At 43.8% G+C, this 22,126-nt stretch carries 21 protein-coding genes; 10 read left to right on the forward strand and 11 right to left on the reverse strand.

Annotation, left to right across the window (positions count from 1 at the left end):
* Positions 1 to 363 precede the first annotated feature (363 nt).
* Positions 364 to 1,410: a hypothetical protein gene (locus FAY33_RS07780; protein ID WP_143320430.1), complete on the forward strand. Its 1,047-nt coding sequence runs from the start codon at positions 364 to 366 to the stop codon at positions 1,408 to 1,410.
* A gap of 131 nt (positions 1,411 to 1,541) precedes the next feature.
* Here the strand turns inward: FAY33_RS07780 and FAY33_RS07785 are convergent, their stop codons facing one another.
* The 7 genes from FAY33_RS07785 to FAY33_RS07815 all read right to left on the reverse strand — a co-directional run bounded on the left by FAY33_RS07785 (position 1,542) and on the right by FAY33_RS07815 (position 10,737).
* Positions 1,542 to 2,441, reverse strand: coding sequence for a fumarylacetoacetate hydrolase family protein (locus FAY33_RS07785; RefSeq protein ID WP_143320432.1), 900 nt, complete (start codon positions 2,439 to 2,441; stop codon positions 1,542 to 1,544).
* 12 nt (positions 2,442 to 2,453) lie between these two features.
* Positions 2,454 to 3,014 carry a glycerol-3-phosphate responsive antiterminator gene (locus tag FAY33_RS07790; RefSeq protein ID WP_143320434.1) on the reverse strand — a complete coding sequence of 187 codons (561 nt, stop codon included), beginning with the start codon at positions 3,012 to 3,014 and terminating at the stop codon, positions 2,454 to 2,456.
* 164 nt (positions 3,015 to 3,178) lie between these two features.
* Complete coding sequence (locus tag FAY33_RS07795) at positions 3,179 to 3,541, reverse strand: DUF1667 domain-containing protein (protein ID WP_143320436.1); 363 nt, start codon at positions 3,539 to 3,541, stop codon at positions 3,179 to 3,181.
* A gap of 1 nt (position 3,542) precedes the next feature.
* The gene (locus FAY33_RS07800) at positions 3,543 to 4,805 is read right to left on the reverse strand and encodes an FAD-dependent oxidoreductase (RefSeq protein ID WP_143320438.1); all 1,263 of its coding nucleotides are present in this window, start codon (positions 4,803 to 4,805) and stop codon (positions 3,543 to 3,545) included.
* The gene (locus FAY33_RS07805; RefSeq protein WP_143320440.1) at positions 4,792 to 6,249 is read right to left on the reverse strand and encodes an NAD(P)/FAD-dependent oxidoreductase; all 1,458 of its coding nucleotides are present in this window, start codon (positions 6,247 to 6,249) and stop codon (positions 4,792 to 4,794) included. Before FAY33_RS07805 ends, FAY33_RS07800 begins: the two co-directional genes overlap by 14 nt.
* Before the next feature lie 174 nt (positions 6,250 to 6,423).
* Complete coding sequence (glpK, locus tag FAY33_RS07810; RefSeq protein WP_143320442.1) at positions 6,424 to 7,926, reverse strand: glycerol kinase GlpK; 1,503 nt, start codon at positions 7,924 to 7,926, stop codon at positions 6,424 to 6,426.
* Positions 7,927 to 8,130: 204 nt separating this feature from the next.
* A complete protein-coding gene (locus FAY33_RS07815) occupies positions 8,131 to 10,737 on the reverse strand; it encodes a cation-translocating P-type ATPase (RefSeq protein WP_143320443.1) in 2,607 nt (868 codons plus the stop codon).
* Positions 10,738 to 11,029: 292 nt separating this feature from the next.
* On the opposite strand from FAY33_RS07815, the gene FAY33_RS07820 reads away from it, so the two are divergent.
* Genes FAY33_RS07820 through FAY33_RS07835 form a run of 4 tightly spaced genes read left to right on the forward strand, consistent with a single transcriptional unit; the run spans position 11,030 to position 14,738 of the window.
* Positions 11,030 to 11,953 (forward strand): ABC transporter permease, encoded by a 924-nt coding sequence (locus tag FAY33_RS07820; RefSeq protein WP_143320575.1) that lies wholly within the window; start codon positions 11,030 to 11,032, stop codon positions 11,951 to 11,953.
* Positions 11,940 to 12,923 carry an iron chelate uptake ABC transporter family permease subunit gene (locus tag FAY33_RS07825; protein WP_143320445.1) on the forward strand — a complete coding sequence of 328 codons (984 nt, stop codon included), beginning with the start codon at positions 11,940 to 11,942 and terminating at the stop codon, positions 12,921 to 12,923. The genes FAY33_RS07820 and FAY33_RS07825 overlap by 14 nt, the downstream gene beginning before the upstream one ends.
* Positions 12,920 to 13,678: an ATP-binding cassette domain-containing protein gene (locus tag FAY33_RS07830; RefSeq protein WP_143320447.1), complete on the forward strand. Its 759-nt coding sequence runs from the start codon at positions 12,920 to 12,922 to the stop codon at positions 13,676 to 13,678. The genes FAY33_RS07825 and FAY33_RS07830 overlap by 4 nt, the downstream gene beginning before the upstream one ends.
* A gap of 55 nt (positions 13,679 to 13,733) precedes the next feature.
* The gene (locus FAY33_RS07835; RefSeq protein WP_143320449.1) at positions 13,734 to 14,738 is read left to right on the forward strand and encodes an ABC transporter substrate-binding protein; all 1,005 of its coding nucleotides are present in this window, start codon (positions 13,734 to 13,736) and stop codon (positions 14,736 to 14,738) included.
* 66 nt (positions 14,739 to 14,804) lie between these two features.
* On the opposite strand, the gene FAY33_RS07840 is transcribed toward FAY33_RS07835, so the two are convergent.
* On the reverse strand, positions 14,805 to 14,996 hold the full coding sequence (locus FAY33_RS07840; RefSeq protein WP_143320450.1) for a helix-turn-helix transcriptional regulator: 192 nt from the start codon (positions 14,994 to 14,996) through the stop codon (positions 14,805 to 14,807).
* Between the two features lie 178 nt (positions 14,997 to 15,174).
* On the opposite strand from FAY33_RS07840, the gene FAY33_RS07845 reads away from it, so the two are divergent.
* The 5 genes from FAY33_RS07845 to FAY33_RS07865 all read left to right on the forward strand — a co-directional run bounded on the left by FAY33_RS07845 (position 15,175) and on the right by FAY33_RS07865 (position 19,775).
* Positions 15,175 to 15,660: an S-ribosylhomocysteine lyase gene (locus tag FAY33_RS07845; RefSeq protein WP_143320452.1), complete on the forward strand. Its 486-nt coding sequence runs from the start codon at positions 15,175 to 15,177 to the stop codon at positions 15,658 to 15,660.
* Between the two features lie 88 nt (positions 15,661 to 15,748).
* A complete protein-coding gene (locus FAY33_RS07850; protein ID WP_143320454.1) occupies positions 15,749 to 16,150 on the forward strand; it encodes an Rrf2 family transcriptional regulator in 402 nt (133 codons plus the stop codon).
* 51 nt (positions 16,151 to 16,201) lie between these two features.
* Positions 16,202 to 18,085: an anaerobic carbon-monoxide dehydrogenase catalytic subunit gene (gene cooS / locus FAY33_RS07855; protein WP_143320456.1), complete on the forward strand. Its 1,884-nt coding sequence runs from the start codon at positions 16,202 to 16,204 to the stop codon at positions 18,083 to 18,085.
* A gap of 11 nt (positions 18,086 to 18,096) precedes the next feature.
* Positions 18,097 to 18,543 (forward strand): 4Fe-4S dicluster domain-containing protein, encoded by a 447-nt coding sequence (locus FAY33_RS07860; RefSeq protein ID WP_143320458.1) that lies wholly within the window; start codon positions 18,097 to 18,099, stop codon positions 18,541 to 18,543.
* A gap of 2 nt (positions 18,544 to 18,545) precedes the next feature.
* Positions 18,546 to 19,775 carry an FAD-dependent oxidoreductase gene (locus tag FAY33_RS07865; protein WP_143320460.1) on the forward strand — a complete coding sequence of 410 codons (1,230 nt, stop codon included), beginning with the start codon at positions 18,546 to 18,548 and terminating at the stop codon, positions 19,773 to 19,775.
* Between the two features lie 111 nt (positions 19,776 to 19,886).
* On the opposite strand, the gene FAY33_RS07870 is transcribed toward FAY33_RS07865, so the two are convergent.
* The 3 genes from FAY33_RS07870 to FAY33_RS07880 form a co-directional block, all read right to left on the reverse strand.
* Positions 19,887 to 20,156, reverse strand: a complete 270-nt coding sequence (locus FAY33_RS07870; protein ID WP_143320462.1) for a zinc-ribbon domain-containing protein — start codon at positions 20,154 to 20,156, stop codon at positions 19,887 to 19,889.
* Positions 20,157 to 20,525: 369 nt separating this feature from the next.
* Positions 20,526 to 21,509, reverse strand: a complete 984-nt coding sequence (locus FAY33_RS07875) for a helix-turn-helix domain-containing protein (protein WP_143320464.1) — start codon at positions 21,507 to 21,509, stop codon at positions 20,526 to 20,528.
* A gap of 164 nt (positions 21,510 to 21,673) precedes the next feature.
* Positions 21,674 to 22,102 carry a DUF5684 domain-containing protein gene (locus FAY33_RS07880; protein WP_143320466.1) on the reverse strand — a complete coding sequence of 143 codons (429 nt, stop codon included), beginning with the start codon at positions 22,100 to 22,102 and terminating at the stop codon, positions 21,674 to 21,676.
* Between the last annotated feature and the right edge of the window lie 24 nt (positions 22,103 to 22,126).

The following is a 22,126-nucleotide window of genomic DNA, read 5'->3' on the forward strand; positions in this document are numbered from 1 at the left end:
GTATTAATAACTTCATGGTATCGGATTATGGAATTTCATGTCTGACAAAAGCCAGGGGTTATCTTGTATCAATGTAGTTGTTTTATTTGGATTTTTCTTCTTAGTTCCTGTGATAGTGGGGTAAATGAGGAGAACGGAGGGCATATAGGACAGGATAAATCTACAAGAGATTTCTGCTGTTTTGTCCCTTGCTTATTTGCTTCATCTCTATTCAGATGTATCCAATTGGCATTTTAACAGACCCAATAGAGTTTGACAGTGTGCTTAACTGACTGATAAAATTATAAATATCATCTACATTCAGAACTGGATAATTGAAGTGAACCTCAAGATTGGATAATAATTACTTGTAAAGGAGAATCTATGAAAACGCGTTTACCACTGCTTTGTATGATTCTGTGCTTTCTTATGCTCTTATTAACCGGATGCAGACTGACCCATTATACCCGGAAAGAAGCAAGAAGATATCTGAAAGAACAGTTTCCGGGAGAAGATTTTCAAATAAGCTTTTTTTACAAAACCCGTCCTTCCCAACGTGGGACAGGAAGAGGATATCGGGATCGGGTATGGAATGTCCGCATGAAAGATAAAACCAAACTTTCCTTTGAAGTTGTCAGTAATGAAGCCTATGGTAGAGAATCCGTCGATCATTGGCTTACCACAAATTACGACCATGTGTATGGAAAATACTACTTTGAACAATACCAGAAGAACGAAAGCACTTCCTTCTTCTTTGATAAAGAGGGCAGCTCGGCGTGGTTAAAAACCAAGTATTTGAACCGTACAGAACTAAATGAAGCGATTTCTGAGGCCTGGAACATTAACGAATATATAAAATCCCAGAATCATTTTTTGGAACCTACATACGAATTTAAAATTATTTCCCCATTAGACCAGGTTTACGAGGAAAATGATACTACTTATTGGACTCATGAATTTACATCGAAAGAAGAACTTTTAGAAGCAGTTACTTGCTCATATGCGCTGTATTGTGCAAAATATCGGTTAAACATAAACGAATTTAAAGATCAGGAACTAAGGGATTGGATTGCTTCAGACAATAGATCAGATATCGTTCAGATTGTACGCGAGGATGGAACCTATGAAATATATGACGATTTGATATTTAAATCTTCTGGAATATCCTTTGGGACTCTATATGAAGTACTTTCCAGAAATGGATTTCACACGGAAGGAACTCCAGAGAGATTTTCAGTTGTTGGTATCCATAACGATGAGTACGAATTCTCATACTCCTATCATAATTGTTATTCCGGTAAGTCAGATAAAACAGGATACTATTACAAGAAAAACGGAGAAATAATCCCCATGAAAGATAACCTGCAATGCTGGATTAAAAAATCACTTTTTGAAGAAATCAGCGGCATGTCCTATGCGTTTGGCCATTAGAAACGGTTCGATTTCATTATAAATCCTCCAATCAGAACATCTGCCATTCATCACGAATCGTTTGACTGCCTCAAACAATTATGATTTCCGTAAATATTCTGATTGGAGGATTGAAAAAACAAACGCTTATCTTAAACCACTTTATTCACAATAGACCCGATTCCTTCGATCTGGCATTCTACTTCGTCTCCGGCTTTAAGAAATTTAGGAGGTTCAAATCCCAGCCCCACTCCTTTTGGAGTGCCGGTGGATATAATTGTTCCTGCACGGAGAGTCATTCCTTTTGACAGCTCACTGATGATGTGATCAATGTGAAAAATCATCAGCTTCGTGTTGCTGTCCTGTCTCAGTTCTCCGTTGACCTTTGACTGGATGCGAAGCTCCGGCGGATAGGAAACGGAATCCGCAGTGAGAATGCAGGGACCCATGGGAGTAAAACCGTCAAGACTCTTCCCAAAGTACCACTGCTTATGTTTATTCTGCACGTTGCGTGCACTGACATCGTTGATAATGGTATAGCCAAAGATATAATCTCTTGCCTTATCTGCCGGAACGTCTCTGGCATCCTTTCCGATAATAACAGCTAACTCCACTTCATAGTCCAGACTGTCTACCATATCCTCATGGCTCTGTATGTCTCCGTATGGTCCCACCGATTCATTCACGCGCTTGGAAAAATAGACTGCCTCGGCACGTTTGCCATCAAATTCCTCTTTTTTAAAACGTGCAGATTCCTCAGCATGTTCCATGTAATTGATCCCCAGACAGATAATATCCTGTTCCGGCCGGGAAATCGGAGCCAAAAGACTGACTTCCTTCATCATCGCAGCTCCTAAGATGTTATTGTTGTAGGGGTCAAGCCCGGAAGCATGCTCCAGTAAATCAAGTTCTGACTGGCTGAGTCCTTTTACAACTTCCAGCATCTCCTTGTACTCCATACCAAAAGCCCTGAGCGGAAACACCCACATCTCATCTTTGCTCACGACCCCGATATCTTTTCTCCGGTCAACCTCGTATGTAACTAATTTCATAGCATCCTCCTTTTACATGAACCATAACTCTTCCCTGGTAGTGGAGATTGCATCTGCACCTGCACAAAAGGCAGCCATAATATCCTTTTTATCAGATATCAGTCCGCCTGCAATGATAGGAATACTGGTATAAGCCCGGATCTCCTTTAACACCTTAGGCATGACACCGGGCATCACTTCTACAAGATCAGGGTGAAAGCTGTCCAACTGCTTCTTCATGGTACTCATGGCAAGGGAATCAATAATAAAGGTTCTCTGTACACCAATCAGCCCAAGCTCCATGGCACGCTTTACAAGCATAGGCTTTGTACTGATAATTCCGTCTGCCTGAGTATTCTGCTTCAAAAAGTCTACGGCGATCTCCTTAGAACTGAGTCCCTGTGCCAGATCCGCATGAACGATTGCATATTTCCCGTGCTCTTTTATCTGCTGGACAATACTGCCGATGTTTAAGATATTCCCATACAGAATAAATACCATCTGGCATTCTGATTCGAAACACCTTTTCAGCCCACGTTCCTCTTTTACCGCTGCAATTACCGGAGATGCCTCTAACAGTTCTATGGCTTTCATCAATATTCCTCCACACCTAAAAACTATGGATCTTGTTCTACTTTATCAATCCTTTTGCGAAGCGTCAAGGAATTTTTACCCATTGGCTTTTTTCTTTCAAAAGAAAAGCAGATATGATTCTTTCACAAGTATAACATTGTGTAATGGAAAATACCAGATAGTTTTCACAAGGCATTTACATTTTTCGTTGCAACAATGGAAATGCCGGTTCCGGCACAATCTGGAAGAATTATGTCTCCAATGGAAACAGGTGCCGTTACAGAAACCTTTTTAATCTCTGCCATGCAGTCAAATATCCGGTCTTTTGGCACAGACTGACTGGTTTTTACGGATACCATGTGCAGATCTCCGCCTGTGACCCTGACAGAAGAGGTGATCATGCGGGTAGGGCTTAATACTTCCTTTTTTCCATATTCCAATCCTCTGCTGCAGGAATTTCCGGTCACACTGATGTCCGTTTCACCGATGGATACGGTCAACAGACAGCCAATAGGACAGCAGATACAGGTCAGTTCTTTTTGCTCCATACTATTCCACCTCCGTACAAATCACGATTTCTTTCAGTTCTGCAAAGCCATTTAATTCCTCCCGTTTCAGCCGGATGGTTTCCATCTCTCCTGGGGCAAGCACCCTTTTTTTCCGGTGAAGAACCCGTTTTCCGTCATAGTAAACACTAATATACCGGTTTTTATATACATCAGCCACCCGAAAACGGACCGGAACTTCTTCTCCCATATTTTCTTTATCCAGTTTCTGGGGAACCGTATAGCGGACCCCATGATCCGCCCTGATTGAAACCATGGACGAAGGGCGTTTCTCCATCTTTTCAATATAAGCTGCCGCACTGGCTCCTGCCATGGCAGCTTCTTCCGATACATAGTCCACCAGATCATGGACATGTAATACATTTCCACAGGCAAAGATACCGGTCTGACTGGTCTCCAGACAGTTATCCACGACCGGTCCGGATGTTACTGGGTTTATGCACACTCCGGCTCCTTTTGAAAGCTCATTTTCCGGAATCAGCCCCACTGACAGAAGCAGCGTGTCGCAGGCAATGTATTCTTCCGTTCCCTTTATGGGGATTCGGTTTTCATCCACCTTTGCAAGGGTAACACCGCACACCCGGTCCTTTCCATGTATCGTTACGATGGTGTGGCTTAATTTTAAAGGAATGTGGAAATCATCAAGGCACTGGACAATATTTCTCTTCAATCCTCCGGAATAGGGCATCAGTTCTGCAACGACTTTGACTTTGGCTCCTTCTAAGGTCATGCGCCGCGCCATAATCAGTCCAATATCTCCGGAACCCAGTATCACAACTTCTTTCCCTACCTTTTTCCCTTCCATATTGACAAAACGCTGGGCAGTCCCAGCGGAATAGATTCCAGCCGGACGGTATCCGGGAATATTTAAAGCTCCCCGGGGGCGTTCCCTGCATCCCATGGCAAGTATGATTGCCTGGGCTTTGATAACCGAAAGACCACGTTCTCTGTTTACTATGGTGATCTCCTTTTGGGGACTGATATCAAGAACCATGGTATTCAATCGAAAAGGAATGTTTGCTGACTCCACCATTTGTACATAGCGGGCGGCGTATTCCGGACCAGTAAGCTCTTCCTTAAAGGTATGAAGTCCGAATCCATTGTGAATGCACTGGTTTAGGATTCCTCCCAGACAGCTCTCCCGTTCCAGAATAAGTAAATCAGAGATTCCTGCTTCTCTGGCTGCAACGGCTGCTGCCAGACCTGCGGGACCTCCCCCGATAATGACAAGATCATGCTCTTTCATGTTCTGATTCCTCCTCTTTCATTAACAGATTAGACCCTGCCCTGTTTTTGCAGACTTCCTCCAGAGGAATCTTCGCTTCTCTGGAAAGAATCTCCATTGTCTTTGGCAGACAAAATCCTGCCTGGCACCGACCCATTCCTGCACGGACCCTGCGTTTGATTCCGTCCAGGGATACGGCTCCCAGGGTTCTGTTTATGGCATCTGCAATCTCCCCTTCGCTGATTCCTTCACACCGGCACACAATGGTTCCATACCGGGGATCCTTTTGAATCAGTTCTGCCCTTTCTTCCAATGTAAGAGTTCTTAAATCCACAATTCCTTTCCGTGTCTCGTGAAACTCATGTTTCAGAGACGCTCCTGCTTTCTCAGAAACCAATCCGGCAATATATACACCAATGGCCGGCGCACTGGTCAGACCAGGGGATTCAATTCCTGCGGCATCAAAAAATCCAGGGGAATCCTCCACTTCTCCAAGGACAAAATCTCCCCCCTCTTCATGGGCACGAAGACCGGAAAAGGAGGTGATAACCTGACGAAACGGAAGGTTTTTTACCCCCCAGGAAGCCTTTCTTTGGATCTCTTCCATTTCCTCTGCTGTTGTGCCGGTATCTTCCTTATCTCCAACCTCTGCTGCGGTGGGACCAGCCAGCAGATTTCCATGAACCGTAGGCGTGACCAAAACTCCTTTCCCCATTTTCCCCGGCAATTGAAAGATTGTATGGGATACATGAGAGCCGGCTTCCCGGTCGAACAGAAGATAATCCCCTTTTCTTGGAGTGATAGACAGCTTCTTTTCACTGACCATGTTATGAAAACGATCCCCATATACCCCTGCGGCATTAATGACATAATTGGTGTGAATCACACCGTTGGAAGTATTCACCGCATATCCGGCAGATGTCTTTTCAATTGTCTCCACCTCTGTGTGAAAGAAAAATTCCACTCCATTGTCGCAGGCATTCTCTGCTAAAGCGATGGTCAGGCCAAAGGGGCAGACGATTCCTCCCGACGGTGCATAAAGTGCCGCTGTTACTTCCTCTGTGATATTCGGTTCCAGAACACGGACCTGATCCCCGGATAAGATTTCCAATCCAGCCACACCATTTGTCCTCCCCTTTTCTAACAGGTTATGTAGTGCCGGAATGTCCTCTTGAGAAAAGCAGAGAACCAATGAACCATTACGCTGAAAGGGAAAGTCCAGCTTTTTTGAAAGATCCTCCATCATCAGATTTCCCTCCAGATTAAATCTGGCTTTTAAAGAACCAGGTGACGCATCATATCCTGCATGAACAATGGCACTGTTTGCCTTTGAAGTTCCAGAACAGACATCTTCCTCCCGTTCCACCACACAGACCCTCAGATCGTAACGCGCCAGCTCTCTTGCAATGGCACAGCCAATGACTCCGCCGCCGATTATAACCGCATGATAATTCATTTTCCTCATCTTCTCCTCCTGATCCTGCCAAACTGCCGCCTTTTCCCACCATATGAAAAAAGAGTAAGGAAAATAAACGGATTCCTCCGTCAATTGTCCTTACTCTCTCGTCTCAAAGGTTTGCTATTTAATTATGATAATTTTATGTTAACATATTTTTTATGTTCCTGTCAATACAAAATGTTATCCGTCCTCTTCCTCTGACCAGCAAAGGGCGCACTTCACTGCCCTTTTCCAGCCTTTGATCAACTTTTTACGCTGATTTTCCTCCATCTGGCTGTCAAATACCCGGGACACTTTCCAGTTCTTTTTAATCTCTTCCCGGTCCTTCCAGTAGCCCACCGCCAGACCTGCCAGATAGGCGGCGCCAAGTGCGGTGGTTTCTATACATTCCGGTCTTACAATCTGAGTATCCAGCAGATCAGACTGGAACTGCATGAGGAAATTATTGGTACATGCTCCTCCGTCCACCCGTAACTCTTTTAAATGGATCTCAGAATCCTGTTCCATTGCTTCAATTACATCGGATACCTGATATGCCATGGATTCAATGGTGGCACGGATAAACTGTTCCTTGCTCGTTCCCCTTGTAACTCCTACAATGGTTCCCCTGGCATACTGATCCCAGTAAGGCGCTCCGAGACCTGCAAAAGCCGGGACAACGTAAACACCTCCGGTATCTTCTGCTGCTTTGCAGTAATCCTCTGTCTGAACTGCTGTCCGCACCATGCGCATCTCATCCCTGAGCCACTGAACCGCTGCTCCTGCTACAAATACACTTCCTTCCAGTGCGTACTGAACCTTTTCCTCATCACTTGCCGCTATGGTGGTCAAAAGTCCATGTTTGGAATGAACCGCCTTATCCCCTGTATTCATAAGCAGAAAACAGCCGGTTCCATATGTATTCTTCACCTCTCCGGCATCAAAACAGCACTGCCCAAACAATGCCGCCTGCTGATCTCCTGCTGCCCCTGCAATGGGAATCTTTCCCCCCAGCACATCAGACGAGGTATATCCATAAATACAACTGGAAGGCTTCACCTCTGGCAGCATGGATCTTGGAATCCTGAAATAATTTAAAATATCTTCATCCCAGCACCGTTTGTGGATATCATACAGCATGGTTCTGGAGGCATTGGTATAATCCGTTACATGAATGCAGCCTTTTGTCAGATTCCAGATCAGCCAGGTATCCACCGTTCCAAAAAGCAGTTCCCCCCGGTCTGCTCTCTCTCTGGCACCCTCAACATGGTCTAAAATCCACTCAATCTTACTTCCCGAAAAATAGGCATCGGGGATCAGACCCGTTCTCTCTGTCACAAGATCTTCCAAACCATCTTTTTTCAGTTCTTCAATCCGGTCAGATGTCCTTCTGCACTGCCAGACAATGGCATTGTAAACCGGTTCCCCCGTCTCCTTATCCCAGACAATGGCAGTCTCCCTCTGGTTGGTAATTCCAATGGCTGCAATGTCGCTGTTATGAGCCCCGATTTTTCCCATGGCTTCCATTGTCACAGAAAGCTGGGAGGACCAGATCTCCATGGGGTCATGTTCCACCCAGCCTGGTTTTGGAAATATCTGTTTAAACTCTTTTTGTGCTACACTGCAGATGTTCCCCTCCTGGTCAAACAAAATACATCTGGAACTGGTAGTGCCCTGATCCAGGGCGATAATGTAACGTGCCATAATTTTTTCCCCTTCCAATCTTCTCCTCGTTTTCTGGCGTTTGTTAATTTTTTCTCAACCGGCAAAGAAAGAGCCACGGAAATGAACGGTTCCCCGCACTCATCACCTGGCTCTCTCATCTCTTAGGCATTTCATTCTATATTATTTTATAGTACCATGACCGCTTTTTTGTGTCAAGTTACAAACATATGATAACACCTCCCTCTAATAGAGACTTTCTCTGATTGTCTTTAATGCCTGGATCACCAGAGTTGGAATAAATGCAAAAATAAAGATGGATATAAATTGTTTCCCTGTGAGATCTGCCACATAAAAAAAGGTATGAAGTCCCGGAATGAATAAAACGGCTGCCAGCAATACTGCTCCGGCTTCAAACGCCATAATGCTCCAAAGATTGCTTTTTAACCCCAGCTTTAAGATAGAGTGACTGCTTCTGCAGTTAAACCCATGAAACAATCTGGCAAGGGTCAGAGTAGAAAATGCCATGGTACTGGCTGCTGCCTCACTTCCGGTTACAAGCCCGGTTGCATAGGCACTCATGGTACAGACCGCAATTAAGGCACCTTGAAACAGAATCTGCAGCACGAACCGTTTTGTTAAAATCCCCTCTTTCGGGTCCCTGGGCTTTTGTGCCAGCAAATCCGCTTCTGCCTTTTCCATGCCAATGGCAATGGCAGGAAGGGAATCCGTCAGCAGATTGATGAACAACAGGTGAACCGGGGCAAAGGGAACAGGAAGCCCTCGTAAGGATGTATACAAAACACAAAGAATCCCTGCCATGTTTCCAGATAAAAGGAACTTAATGGCATTGCGGATATTGCGGTAAACATTTCTTCCGTTGGAAACTGCCTTAATAATGGTGGCAAAGTTATCATCAGTCAGAATCATGGCGGAAGCATCTTTGGATACCTCGGTTCCCATCTTCCCCATGGCAACACCAATGTCCGCCTGTTTTAATGCAGGTGCATCGTTGACACCGTCTCCGGTCATGGCTACAATATGCCCTTTTTTCTGCCAGGAGCGGACAATTCTGATCTTGTGCTCCGGAGACACTCTGGCATATACACTGATTCTCTCCAGTCTCCGGCTTAATTCCTCCTCCGGCATGTCATCAAGTTCCGGACCGCTGACCGCCAGATCCCCCTCTGCTAAAATCCCAATCTTTTCTGCAATGGAAGAAGCAGTCACCTTATGGTCCCCTGTAATCATAACCGGACGGATACCGGCACGACGGGCGCTTAACACCGCATTTCTGGTCTCAGGACGGGGTGGGTCCATCATCGCTGCCATACCTAAAAAAATATACTGGTCTTCGGATTGCAGAGTCATGGGTTCCTGCCCTCTCAACTCCCTGCATACAAAGGTTAAGACCCGAAGTCCCTGAGTGGAAAATTCCATGTTCTGCTCTACAATTGCCTGGCGGTCCCCATCCCGGAGAGGGCGGACTCCTTCACTGGTCCATATGTGGGTAATTCTAGGCAAAAGCACCTCCAAAGCACCTTTGGTAAACAGAATCTTCTTTTCATCAATCTGGTGAAGGGTACTCATCAGTTTTCTCTGGGAATCAAAGGGAAGCTCTGAAATCCGGGGATAATGAGCCTTAATCGCCTTCTCCTCTGCACCAGCGCGTTCTGCCATCTGTAGCAGGGCAGCCTCCGTGGGATCTCCCAAAAGTTTTCCGTTCTGGTAGGAAGAATCATTGTTTAAAACTGCATTGTAAAGAAAATATCTATGTACCGGAATCTCCCCGTTTAGAAGCTCAGGGGGATAAAGGCGGTTGTTAACATAAGTCTGTAATACGGTCATCTTGTTCTGAGTCAGGGTTCCTGTTTTATCGGAACAGATTACAGATACACAGCCAAGACTTTCCACGGCTTTTAAATCTTTTATAATGGCATTCTCTCTCGCCATCTTCTGGGTTCCCATTGCCTGAACGATGGTGACAATGGAACTGAGGGCTTCTGGAATTGCTGCAACAGCCAAAGCAACGGCAAACATCAGGGAGTCAAGCACCGGCATTCTGCGGTAAATGCTCAGTCCAAACACCAGAGCGCAGATTAACAAAATTGCCGCTGCCAGCCTGCTGCCAAACTGGTCTAAGCTGACCTGGAGCGGGGTCTTCTTTTCTCCGGCATCATTCATCAGGGATGCGATTCTGCCGATCTCCGTATTCATGCCAATTCCAGTAACCAGAACCTTTGCCCTGCCGGCTGCCACCAGGGAACCGGAAAAGACCATATTGGTCTGCTCTGCAAGAGGAACTTTTTCCTCTCTTATCTTTCCCGTATGCTTCTCCACATTGACAGATTCCCCTGTAAGAGAGCTTTCATTGACAAGAAGAGAATAATTCTCAAGAATTCTTCCGTCTGCCGCTACCATATCTCCCGCTTCCAGTAAAAGAATATCCCCTGGCACGATCTCTGCCGATAGAATCTCCAGAATCTTTCCTTCCCGAACCACTTTTGCAATGGGAGCCGACAGAGCCATTAAACTGTCCAAAGACTTTTCTGCCTTCTGATTTTCCACAGTTCCTAATATTGCATTAAGCAAAAGCACAGCAAAGATTACTCCAGTACTCTCAACGTCACCGGAGATCATGGAAATCACTGCCGCAATGATCAGAATAATTACAAGCAGGTCTTTAAACTGGTCTAAAAAGACCTGAAAGGCATTCTTACGTTCTGCCTTTAAAAGCGTATTTTGTCCATATTGCTGCCTGCGCTTTATAACTTCTGCTGAATCCAGCCCAGATCTGCCTGCCTGAAGCTGAGAGAGGGCTTCATCCTCTGATAAACGAAACCATTCTTCCATTCGTGACGCTCCTTCCCATTTCTCCTACTATGGTATGAGCCTTCCCCTGACTTTCATGAATGATTTTCATTATCAGAGCGAATCTTATCCCAGCTATTGACAGGGATTATTTCACACGCTATAATAATGCCGTAGTAACAAATCCATCTCGGAGGATATACCACGTATATTGGATAAGAGAACAGCTTTACGGTTCTCTTTATTTTTTTCTTCACAGTTAGATAAAACTAACTTATATTAGTCTTACAGGAGGAACAAGGTTGTGATTTTTAAGAAACCATTCTTATTTGGAATGTTAGTAGTCTTATCCATAACTTCCATCTTGGTAGGAGTAAAAGACATTGACTTTTTTCACCTTACCTTAAATGATTTACACGTGATTGCCATCAGCCGTGTTCCCAGACTGATCAGCATTATTGTGGTGGGTTCCAGTGTCAGCATCACCGGACTGATCATGCAGACCATCACAAAGAACAAATTCGTATCCCCTACCACGGCAGGTACTACAGACTGGGCAAGACTGGGAATCCTTACTGCAATGCTGTTTTTCGGCGGAGCCAGCCCTCTTGTGAAAATGTCGGTGGCTTTTGTATTCTGTCTGCTGGGTTCTTTCCTCTTTATTAAGATTCTTGCTATCATTAAGGTGAAGAACAGCATTCTGATCCCTTTAATTGGTCTGATGTTAGGAAACGTAGTGAATGCAATTGCCACATTTTTCGCCTATTACTATGATCTGGTCCAGAACATGACTTCCTGGATGCAGGGCAGTTTTTCCCTGATTTTAAAGGGAAGATATGAACTTTTGTATGTGGGGATTCCTTTTCTGGTTCTCGGTTATTTATATGCGGACAAATTTACCATTGCAGGAATGGGAAAGGACTTTTCCGGAAATCTGGGACTAAATCATGAACGGATCGTAAATCTGGGACTGGCTGTGGTTGCCATGATTACTTCTGTCGTTACCGTAACCGTAGGAGGTCTTCCCTTTCTGGATCTGATCGTTCCAAACATCATCAGCATGATCCGGGGAGACAATCTAAAAAACAGTCTGCTGGATACCGCACTGTTAGGTACAAACTTTGTTCTTCTATGTGATATTCTCGGAAGAGTCATTATATTCCCTTTCGAAGTACCAATTGGCATGATGATCAGTGTTACCGGCAGTGCAATCTTTCTTTGGCTGCTGCTCAGGAGGAAGAAACATGAGAACGAATAACGCCCGGACCATTTCCCATGCCCGTGAGAACAAGATCCTTATCATCTTAATCATTCTGGCAGCCGCTGCCATTGGAATCTTTGTTTTTACCGGACTTAATGCCAGTAACTTTGATTTTAACTTTCCCAGAAGAATGAAAAAAATCGCAGCCATGCTCTTAGTCAGTGTATGCGTAGGCTATTCATCCGTGGTATTTCAGACCATAACAGAGAACCGGATTCTAACCCCCAGTGTCATGGGACTGGATTCCCTTTACCTGTTTATCCAGACATTGATTGCATTCCTCTTCGGAGCAAAGAAGCTTGTTTTAATGGACAGTTCCCTGCACTTTGTCCTATCCGCAGGACTGATGATGATGGCTTCTCTTTTGATCTTCCGCCTTGTCTTTTACGGAGAGGGCCGCAACATCTACACCCTTGTTTTAGTAGGAATGATTACAGGAACCTTTTTCAGGGGAATTTCCTCTTTTCTGGAACTGATGATTGATCCCAACGAGTTCAGCATTCTCCAGGGAAAATTATTTGCAAGTTTTAAAAATGTCAATGAAAAACTGCTGCTCATCTCTTTTCTCATTATTGCGGCAGCCCTGATCTGTTCCAGAAAGGATATTGCAAGATTTGATGTATTAAGTCTTGGAAAGGATACTGCCATCAGTCTTGGGATTCCTTATACCCCCATGGTGCTGCGCAGCCTTCTTGTCATTTCTGTTATGGTATCCGTATCAACGGTTTTAGTCGGACCTGTTACATTTCTTGGAATTTTACTGGTCAGTCTTTCCAGAGAGATCATGAAGACCTACCGACATACTTACTTAATCTCAGGAGCGGTCCTCATTGGATTTGTTTCCCTCCCCATAGGGCAGTTCGTCTCAGAACGGGTCTTTAACGGAAGCACCACCCTGAGCGTGATCTTAAACTTCATTGGAGGGATCTATTTTATCTTCCTTCTGTTAAAGGAGAGCAAACGATGATAGAAATTAAGAATATTACAAAGAAATACGGCAATAAAGCCGTGGTGGACAACGTATCCGCTTCTTTAAAAGAAGGGCGTTTTACTGCATTTATCGGCAGCAACGGTGCTGGAAAAAGTACCCTTTTGTCCATGATCAGCCGGCTTTTAAAGATGGATTCCGGGGAAGTGATCATTGACGGAACAAAGGTGAATGACTGGAACCAGGAGGAACTGGCAAAGAGAATCTCCATTCTGCGCCAGACCAACCACATGAATCTGCGCCTGACCGTTCGGGAACTGGTGAGTTTCGGACGCTATCCCTACAGCAAGGGAAAACTGAATGATGGGGACATGCTTAAAATAGATGAGGCTCTTTCCTATACAAACATCACCCATATCCAGGACCGGTATTTAGACCAGCTCAGCGGGGGACAGCGGCAGATGGCATACATTGCCATGGTCATTGCCCAGGACACCCGGTACGTCCTTCTTGACGAGCCTCTGAACAACCTGGATATGAAACATTCCGTGCAGATTATGAAGATTCTGAAAAAGCTGGTCAATGATCTGGGGAAAACGGTCATTGTTGTCATCCATGATATTAACTTTGTCTCCTGCTATGCAGACGATATCCTGGCACTGAGGGATGGAAAACTTTTCATGGCAGGGGAAACAAAAGAGATTATCAAGTCAGAGATTCTTTCTGACATCTATGACATGGATATCCATATCAGCAATATAAACGGCAATGATATTTGTGTTTACTACACTTAAGGTTGCATCCGTCTAAGACGGTCAATATAAACTATTATTTATCCAGGAGGTATCTATGAAAAAACTATACTTAACTGCTCTTGTCGCTGTAATGGCAGGCTCTCTGTTAGCAGGCTGTTCCAAAACAGCAACAGAAACGACTGCTGCAACTACCGAGGCAGCATCCACAGAAGCGGACAGTTCCGAAGCATCTGCATCCGGTTCTTCCTCTGAATCCCCAGAGACTATATCCGTAAAACATGACTTGGACACCGTTTTAGTTCCGGTTAATCCTAAAAAAGTTGTGGTTTTAGATTTCAGTGCTCTGGAAACCATTGATTTTATCGGCGCAACTCCTGAACTTGCTCTTCCTAAGAGTAATGTTCCGAAGCACTTATCAAAATATGAAGGCGAGGCTTACACCGATGCCGGAAATATAAAAGAACCAAATCTGGAAGCCCTCAACGAATTTAAACCTGACTTAATCATCATTGGCGGACGTCAGGCAGATTTATATGATGAATTCTCCAAAATCGCTCCTACGGTTTACACTGATTTTGACTACACAAATTACTGGGATGAATTCGTAAGAGTCAATAAAACAATTGGTGAAATCTTTGGAAAGAAAGATGTTGTTGATGCAAAGATTGAAGAACTAAAAACAAAGGCTGCTGACTTAAAGATAAAGGCAGAAGCCGCTGACAAAAAAGCCCTGATTATTCTGACCAATGATGGTAAGATCAGTGCTTACGGCCCAGGCTCCCGATTCGGCGTGATTCACAACCTTTTTGGTGTTGGTGCTGTTGATGACAGCATTGAAGCCAGCACCCACGGAATGGAAATTGGTTTTGAGTATATTGCAGAAAAAAATCCTGACATCCTGTTTGTTGTTGACCGTACCGTTGTTGTAGGCGGAACCACTACCGCTTCCAAGACACTGGACAATGACCTGGTTAAAGGCACTTCTGCAGGCAAAGACAGCAAAATCATTAATCTTGATCCTGGTACATGGTATTTATCCGGATATGGTCTGGAATCTCTTCCAACCATGCTTGATGAAGTAGCTTCTGCATTTAACTAAAACAGACGAAAGTATCAAATTGGAAAAAGAGCAGGTGCGCCTGCTCTTTTTCCAATTTTCCTATACTTAAAATGGCTGAAAAAGTTCATCAACGGTTAACTTTAACTCTTTCGCCAGACGAAATGCAAGGGTTAATGTAGGATCATACTTATTGTTCTCAATAGCATTCACCGTCTGACGGGAAACACCGCATCTTTTTGCCAGTTCATCCTGGGACAGACCTGACTGCTTTCTTTTCTCTCGAATTATATTTTCCATATTAGCACTATAGCTCAAAGCAGGCAAAGTGTCAATACAATTTGACATTTCACCGAATAAACCAATGGTCATAAAATAATATGAGTTGCATAAACAGAAAAATATGATTATAATTTCACCATAAGCAACTGACAATAAAAACTGTTCATATTATTATATAAGAAAGGAAAGGACCACTATGGAAAAAATCACAAGCTTTACCATCAATCATTTAAAGCTTCTTCCAGGGATTTATGTCTCAAGAAAAGACCAGGCTGGAGACGCTTTAATCACTACATTTGACATCCGCATGACACGTCCTAATTTTGAACCGGTGATGAACCCTGCTGAGATGCACACCATCGAACACCTGGGAGCAACTTTTTTAAGAAATCATGAAAGCTTTGCTTCCAAGGTTCTCTACTTTGGTCCCATGGGATGCCGGACTGGTTTTTACCTTCTTCTTACCGGTGATTACAAGTCCAGGGATATTGTACCGCTTATTACGGAGCTGTATGAATTCATCCGTGATTTTGAGGGAGAAGTTCCAGGCGCTGCTGCAAGAGACTGTGGTAATTACCTGGATATGAATCTGGGAATGGCAAAATTCCTTGCCAGAAAATTCCTCGATACTGTTTTATACGGCATTGAAGATGAACATCTTATTTATCCCGAAAACGATTAACTTTTCCCCGCTTTTGCGGGGTTTTTTTAATGATAAATCTTGACCATTGAAGTTCAGTATGATACTCTTAATGGCGTGGAGGTGTTATATGCTCATAACCAAAGAATGTGATTATGCCATAAGAATTATCCGGGCATTGTCCTCAGGGGAAACACATAGTATTTCTTTTATTTGTGAAAAAGAGTTGATTACAACTGCCAATGCGTACAAAATTGCCAGAAAGCTTGAGAAGTCGGGTCACATCAAAAGCTTTCGCGGAAGTGCCGGCGGATATGCTTTAAACTGCGATTTGAAGAGGACTTCCCTGTACGATATTATAACGGTGATTGATCCTAAGATGCTGCTGATTGAATGTATGCAGGCAGGATATGAATGCCCCATCCATTCCCATCAGAAACCATGTCATGTTCACCGGGAATTTGCCAGAATTCAGAGCAATCTCAATCAGGATTTAAAAAAACGTATGTTAGCAGAAATATTGGCAGATTAATTTTTTGTTTTAATCTGTACAAAATAAGTATAGTTTCATTAGGAGGAGAAAATGAATCAGTGTTATGGATGTACCACATGTGAAAGTGCGGATAAACCTTTGGAAACATTTATTGCATCACTGCCCATGGAGACTTCCCATCACCGGGTGGAAAAACAGAGTACGAAATGTGGTTTCGGACTTCAGGGTGTATGTTGCCGGCTCTGTGCCAATGGTCCTTGCAGAATTACCCCAAAGTCCCCAAGAGGGATCTGCGGCGCTAATGCTGATACCATTGTTGCAAGAAACTTTTTACGGGCGGTTGCTTCGGGAAGCGGCTGTTACATACACGTGGTAGAAAATACAGCCTTAAACTTAAAAAAGACAGCCCAGATCAAGGGAGAACTAAAGGGAATGGAATCCCTGGAACGTCTGGCAGAGATGTTTGACATTCATGAGGCTGATATTTATAAGAAAGCGGAAAAAATTGCGGACGCCGTATTATCCGATTTGTATAAACCGGAATACATAGAGATGGAACTGACCGAAAAAGTTGCCTATGCTCCCAGGGTAAAGCGCTGGAAGGAACTTGGAATCATGCCTGGCGGAGCAAAATCCGAGGTATTTAAGGGCGTAGTGAAATGTTCCACCAATTTAAACTCTGATCCGCTGGATATGCTGGTGGACTGTCTAAGACTTGGAATCTCCACAGGAATCTACGGACTGACTCTGACAAATCTGTTAAATGATGTTCTGCTGGGACAGCCAAAGCTCCGCCTTGCCCCTGTAGGTCTCCGGGTCATTGATCCTGATTATATCAATATTATGATTACGGGACACCAGCATACTATTTTCGTGGATTTGCAGGAGAAGCTGATCTCCCAGGAAGCCATTGCAAAGGCAAGAGCAGTTGGCGCAAAGGGATTTAAACTGGTTGGATGTACCTGCGTGGGACAGGATCTGCAGTTAAGAGGTGCCCTCTATACCGAAGTATTTGACGGGCATGCCGGAAATAACTACACCAGTGAAGCCGTTCTTGCAACCGGAGCCATTGATGCAGTTCTTTCCGAATTTAACTGTACCTTACCTGGTATCGAACCCATCTGTGAAGAACTGAAAATCAAACAGATCTGCCTTGACGATGTGGCAAAGAAATCCAATGCAGAATTAATGAAATTTGATTTTGAGCATCGGGCTGAGCAAAGCGAAAAAATTATTGATAAGGTAATTCAGGCATATACAGAACGCCGGGGTACAATTCCTCTTAACCTTCTCCCGGAACACGGCAATAATAACACCTTAACCGGTGTCAGCGAGGGTTCCTTAAAAGATTTCCTTGGAGGCAACTGGAAACCTCTCATTGATTTAATTATCTCCGGAGATGTCAAAGGAATTGCAGGAATCGTCGGATGTTCCAATCTAACTGCAGGAGGTCATGATGTTCTAACCGTGGAACTGACAAAAGAACTGATTGCTAAGGATATTCTGGTTCTCACCGCCGGCTGTTCTTCAGGTGGAATTGAAAACTGCGGTCTGATGACTCCCGAAGCGGCTGCTTTTGCCGGACCTAAATTAAGAGCCGTCTGTGAAAAACTTGGAATTCCGCCTGTTCTTAACTTTGGTCCCTGCCTTGCTATCGGCCGGTTAGAAATTGTTGCAACAGAGCTTGCCGCTGACTTAGGTGTAGACCTTCCCCAGCTTCCGCTGGTGCTCTCTGCTGCCCAATGGCTGGAGGAACAGGCAATTGCTGACGGCTGCTTCGGTCTTGCGCTTGGGCTTCCCCTTCACCTGGGACTTCCTCCTTTTGTTACAGGAAGTGACGTTGCCGTTAAAGTTCTGACGGAAGGCATGAAGAGTCTGACTGGAGGACAGGTCATTATTAATTCCGATGCAAAGGAAACCGCTCATATCCTGGACCAGATTATTCTGGAGAAACGGGCAGGTCTTAATCTATAGGAGGGTGGCAGATGAAACGAATCTTCATTGATGAAGCCAGATGTGATGGCTGCCGGAATTGTTTTCTTGCATGCATGCAGGCACACCGGAAAGATGGGGGAACCATCTATGACCTGGATCTGACAAACCCGGAGCATGAATCACGTAACCATATTGTAAATGGCAGAGATGGCGGCTATGTCCCCATCTTCTGCCGCCACTGCGATCAGCCGGAGTGTGTCATGTCCTGCATGAGCGGCGCATTGAAAAAAAACAAGGATACGGGGCTTGTGCTCTATGAGGAAGACCTTTGCGGCTCCTGCTTCATGTGTGTTATGAACTGTCCCTACGGCGTTTTAAAGGCAGACACCAGCACAAGAACCAAGGTGGTAAAGTGTGATTTCTGTGTGGAGCACGGAGCTTCTCCAAGCTGTGTAAAGGCGTGTCCCACCGGCGCCATTGATGTAAGGGAGGTGTAACTATGACTCATGTAATCCTTGGAACAGGGGCTGCCGGGATCACCGCAGCCAAAACCATAAGGGAACTCCAGCCGGATGCCCGGATCATCATGATTTCTTCCGATGAATGTGTTCACTCCCGGTGCATGCTCCACCGGTATTTAAGCGGAGAGCGAACAGAACAGACCCTCTCTTTTGTACCGAAAGACTTCTTTGATTCCCTTCACATCACCTGGCTGAAATACGAAGCAAACCACATTCATCCGTTAAAACGGGAAGTGGAATTAAGTGATCACACCACCATTCATTACGACCAGCTTTTAATTGCAACCGGGGCAGAAAGCGTTATTCCTCCTATCATGAATTTCCGGGAGGCAAAGAATGTATTTGGGCTTCGCCATTTATCCGATGCCAAACGAATCAGATCCTTTGCGGAACAGGCAAGCAGAATCTTGGTTGTAGGCTCCGGCCTTGTAGGAATGGATGCCGCTTATGCTTTTCTGGAGCAGAAAAAAGATGTAACCGTACTGGAAATGGCAGACCGTATCCTGCCAAAACAACTGGATGAAACGGCTGGAAGAACCTATCAGAATCTTTTTGAACAGCATGGCTGCCGGTTTGTCCTTGGAAGAAAGACCGTTCTCAGCACCATGCCGGAAACCGATGAGATCACCTCTGTTCTGTTAGACGACGGATCACTTCTTTCCTGCGATATGATTGTGGTGGCTGCAGGAGTCCGCCCTTCTACTTCCTGTACAGATGGCAGTGATATCTGTGTAGACCGTTTTATTAAGGTAGATGACTATTTAAAAACCTCCTGTGACCAGATCTATGCCGCAGGAGATGTCAATGGCATTGCAGGCATCTGGCCCAATGCCATGAAACAGGGAATGACGGCGGCTTATAATATGTGTGGAATTCCGAAGGCATATGAAGATACCTACGGGTTTAAAAACACCATGAACTTCTATGGACTTACCACCTTATCCCTTGGTGACGGAATGGTGTTAAAAGGGGATGAGGTTTTCGTAGAAGAAGATGCGAAAAGTTATAAAAAGGCAATTCTCCGTGATGGGATTCTCAAGAGTATTCTGATTCAGGGAGATATTGATTATGCCGGAATCTATCAGTACCTGATAAAGAATCAGCTTCCTCTGGGGAATTTGAAACACGATATATTTCATCTGTCATTTGGAGACTTTTATGGCATAGATAAAACCGGACAATTCACCTACCACAATGCCATTGGCTGATTAGACAGATAAAAACCAGGGATTTTTTAAAGGCGGATGCCTTTAAGCAGATCCCTGGTTTTTATTATCAATGGAAATTCCAATCTGTGGGAACTAATTGGAATTCATGGTTTACACATTATAACCTAAATTTCTTCTATTCTCTATTTCCTGGTAAATCTCTGTGAATTTTTCCTTTGATATTTCCATATAGCTGCCGCAGTTTGGACATTCTATGCAATGAGTCACCCGATAAGGAATAATTGGGATAAAATATAAAGTAAACCATGTTCTGTTTTTACTTAACTGCCACATGGAAGTGCTATTGCAGTATTCACATGTTCTTTCTAATACTTCACCCTTTCTGCTTTTGGTCACTTTTCCAACTCCCCATATAATCATTTGTAATGCTCCTCTCTAAACGTGGATATTTTATCTGTTTTTTGCAATAGGTCTGACACGAATTAAATAAATACCAATTTTGCTTTTTCGTATTTATTATAATTTGCATCCTTTCAACCCTCTTTGTTGCAGGTATTAATCCGGGGAAACTGTACTGATTATTTTCCCACCGGTATAGTATAAAACAAATAACGGCAAAAAGTTACAACAGGTAAAAAATAACGGGTTACATGTAAGTTTTGGTAAAAAGTGCTGGCGGCGGTTGTTACCTGAAAATTGTTATCTGAACTGTTACTCAGAACGTTATCTGCCGGATGAAAAAAGGCTTCTGCCTTGCACTGCGGCAGAAACCTGAGGATTTCAATTTTGCTAAGGAGTATTGGCTGGAACCCTGTGTACCGGCCTGATGTATTTGAAAAACCGTTCCGGATCATGATACATATAAATAATTCTGCCAGGAGAAGTATCAAAACGATATCCTGTGCCTGAAAATTCAAAATCTGCCATTGCTTTCTCAATCTCTTTCTCTACACTGCGGTTTTCCTGATCATAAAGGAAGGGGCCATGTTCAAATACAAGATATTCAGCCTGAGGAATCGTAACCATAAGCATTTGTGAAGGAATCTCGCCTTCATAATCAACAGGAAGTCGTACACCATAACACTCTGTGCGAGGAAATCCCCAATCACAAAGCCGACCTTTAAGATCACTGATGTATGCCATAATCTGACCACTGCCGCTGTTTATCTCACTTCCGCCATAATCATCTAATTTCCCCTTAATGCTATCCAGCAATCCACAGATCGTTTCGCAGTCCTGCCCCGGAATCAGACTTTGTTTTTGCCAGAAATCCCAATAACCATTGCTTTCATAATTCTTAATATGCAAAAATTTATGTGCGGGCACTGTTACAAAATAAATCTTAATATCCTCTTCTGATTTCATCATGCCAATCTCTCCCAATCCTAAAAAGTAGCGGTCAAAAGGGTTTATTTTGGTACGGAGAATCACAGGCTTTGGGTTTTTCCGATATTCCCTTGGGGTTACGCCATATGCAGCTTTAAACGCTCTGGTAAATGCTTCGTGTGACGAAAAGCCATAGTCAATCGCAATCTCCAAAAAGCTTCTTCCCCCATCACGCACCTCTTTAAGCGCAAAAGCCAACCTTCTAAGCCGCAAATAGTCTCTAAATGGCATACCCAGAATCTGTTTAAACTTTCTGGTTGTGTGAAATTCAGAGTAACCCAATGTGCCGGAAAGGAATTCCAAAGTTAATGCTTCATCATGATGTTGTATGATACATAGATCAATATTGTCGACAATTATCTGAATCTGCTTCTGCCACTGGTACATCTCCTGATCACCTCTTTCTGACTGCTCTATCTTTATTTTAAAGAAATAAAACATTCCGTGCTTGATTTTATTTGCTATTTTTTCACGATTTTAGTGCCTTTGAATTTTTAAAGATTTTTAAAAACACATAAGAGACGGGGGGGAGCCGTCTCTTATATCTATTATTATATAATGTATCTCAAGTTTGGAGATATGTATTTTGAGTTTCCAAAGGCAAGTATTGGATAAAAGATAATTGGCAGAAATATTAAACCAACAATAAAACTTTTCCCTTTGCCAAAAGAATAGGCAAGATTGATCGAACATTTTATATGCATAAATAACTGGATTAACGCTGCAATAATACCAAGAACAGCGAATCCTGTCATACGGTTAAATAATCGAAATGCAATACTAACCATTAAAAGCTTAAAATAAATATTACTTCCAAAAACAACTTGCGACAGCACATAATCTCCATAAAACGGAATAATTGCAGCCCAACCATTTTCACGTGCCTTTACAAAAATCATCCATTTTGAAACTGTAATTACGACTAATAAAACCAACACACACAAAGCAAGCATCACAATAATTTCATATAAACTTTTCATCTCTTTTGTTTCCCCTTCTTGATT

The sequence above is a fragment of the Clostridium sp. HBUAS56010 genome (assembly GCF_007115105.1).
GTDB lineage: Bacteria > Bacillota > Clostridia > Lachnospirales > Lachnospiraceae > Lacrimispora.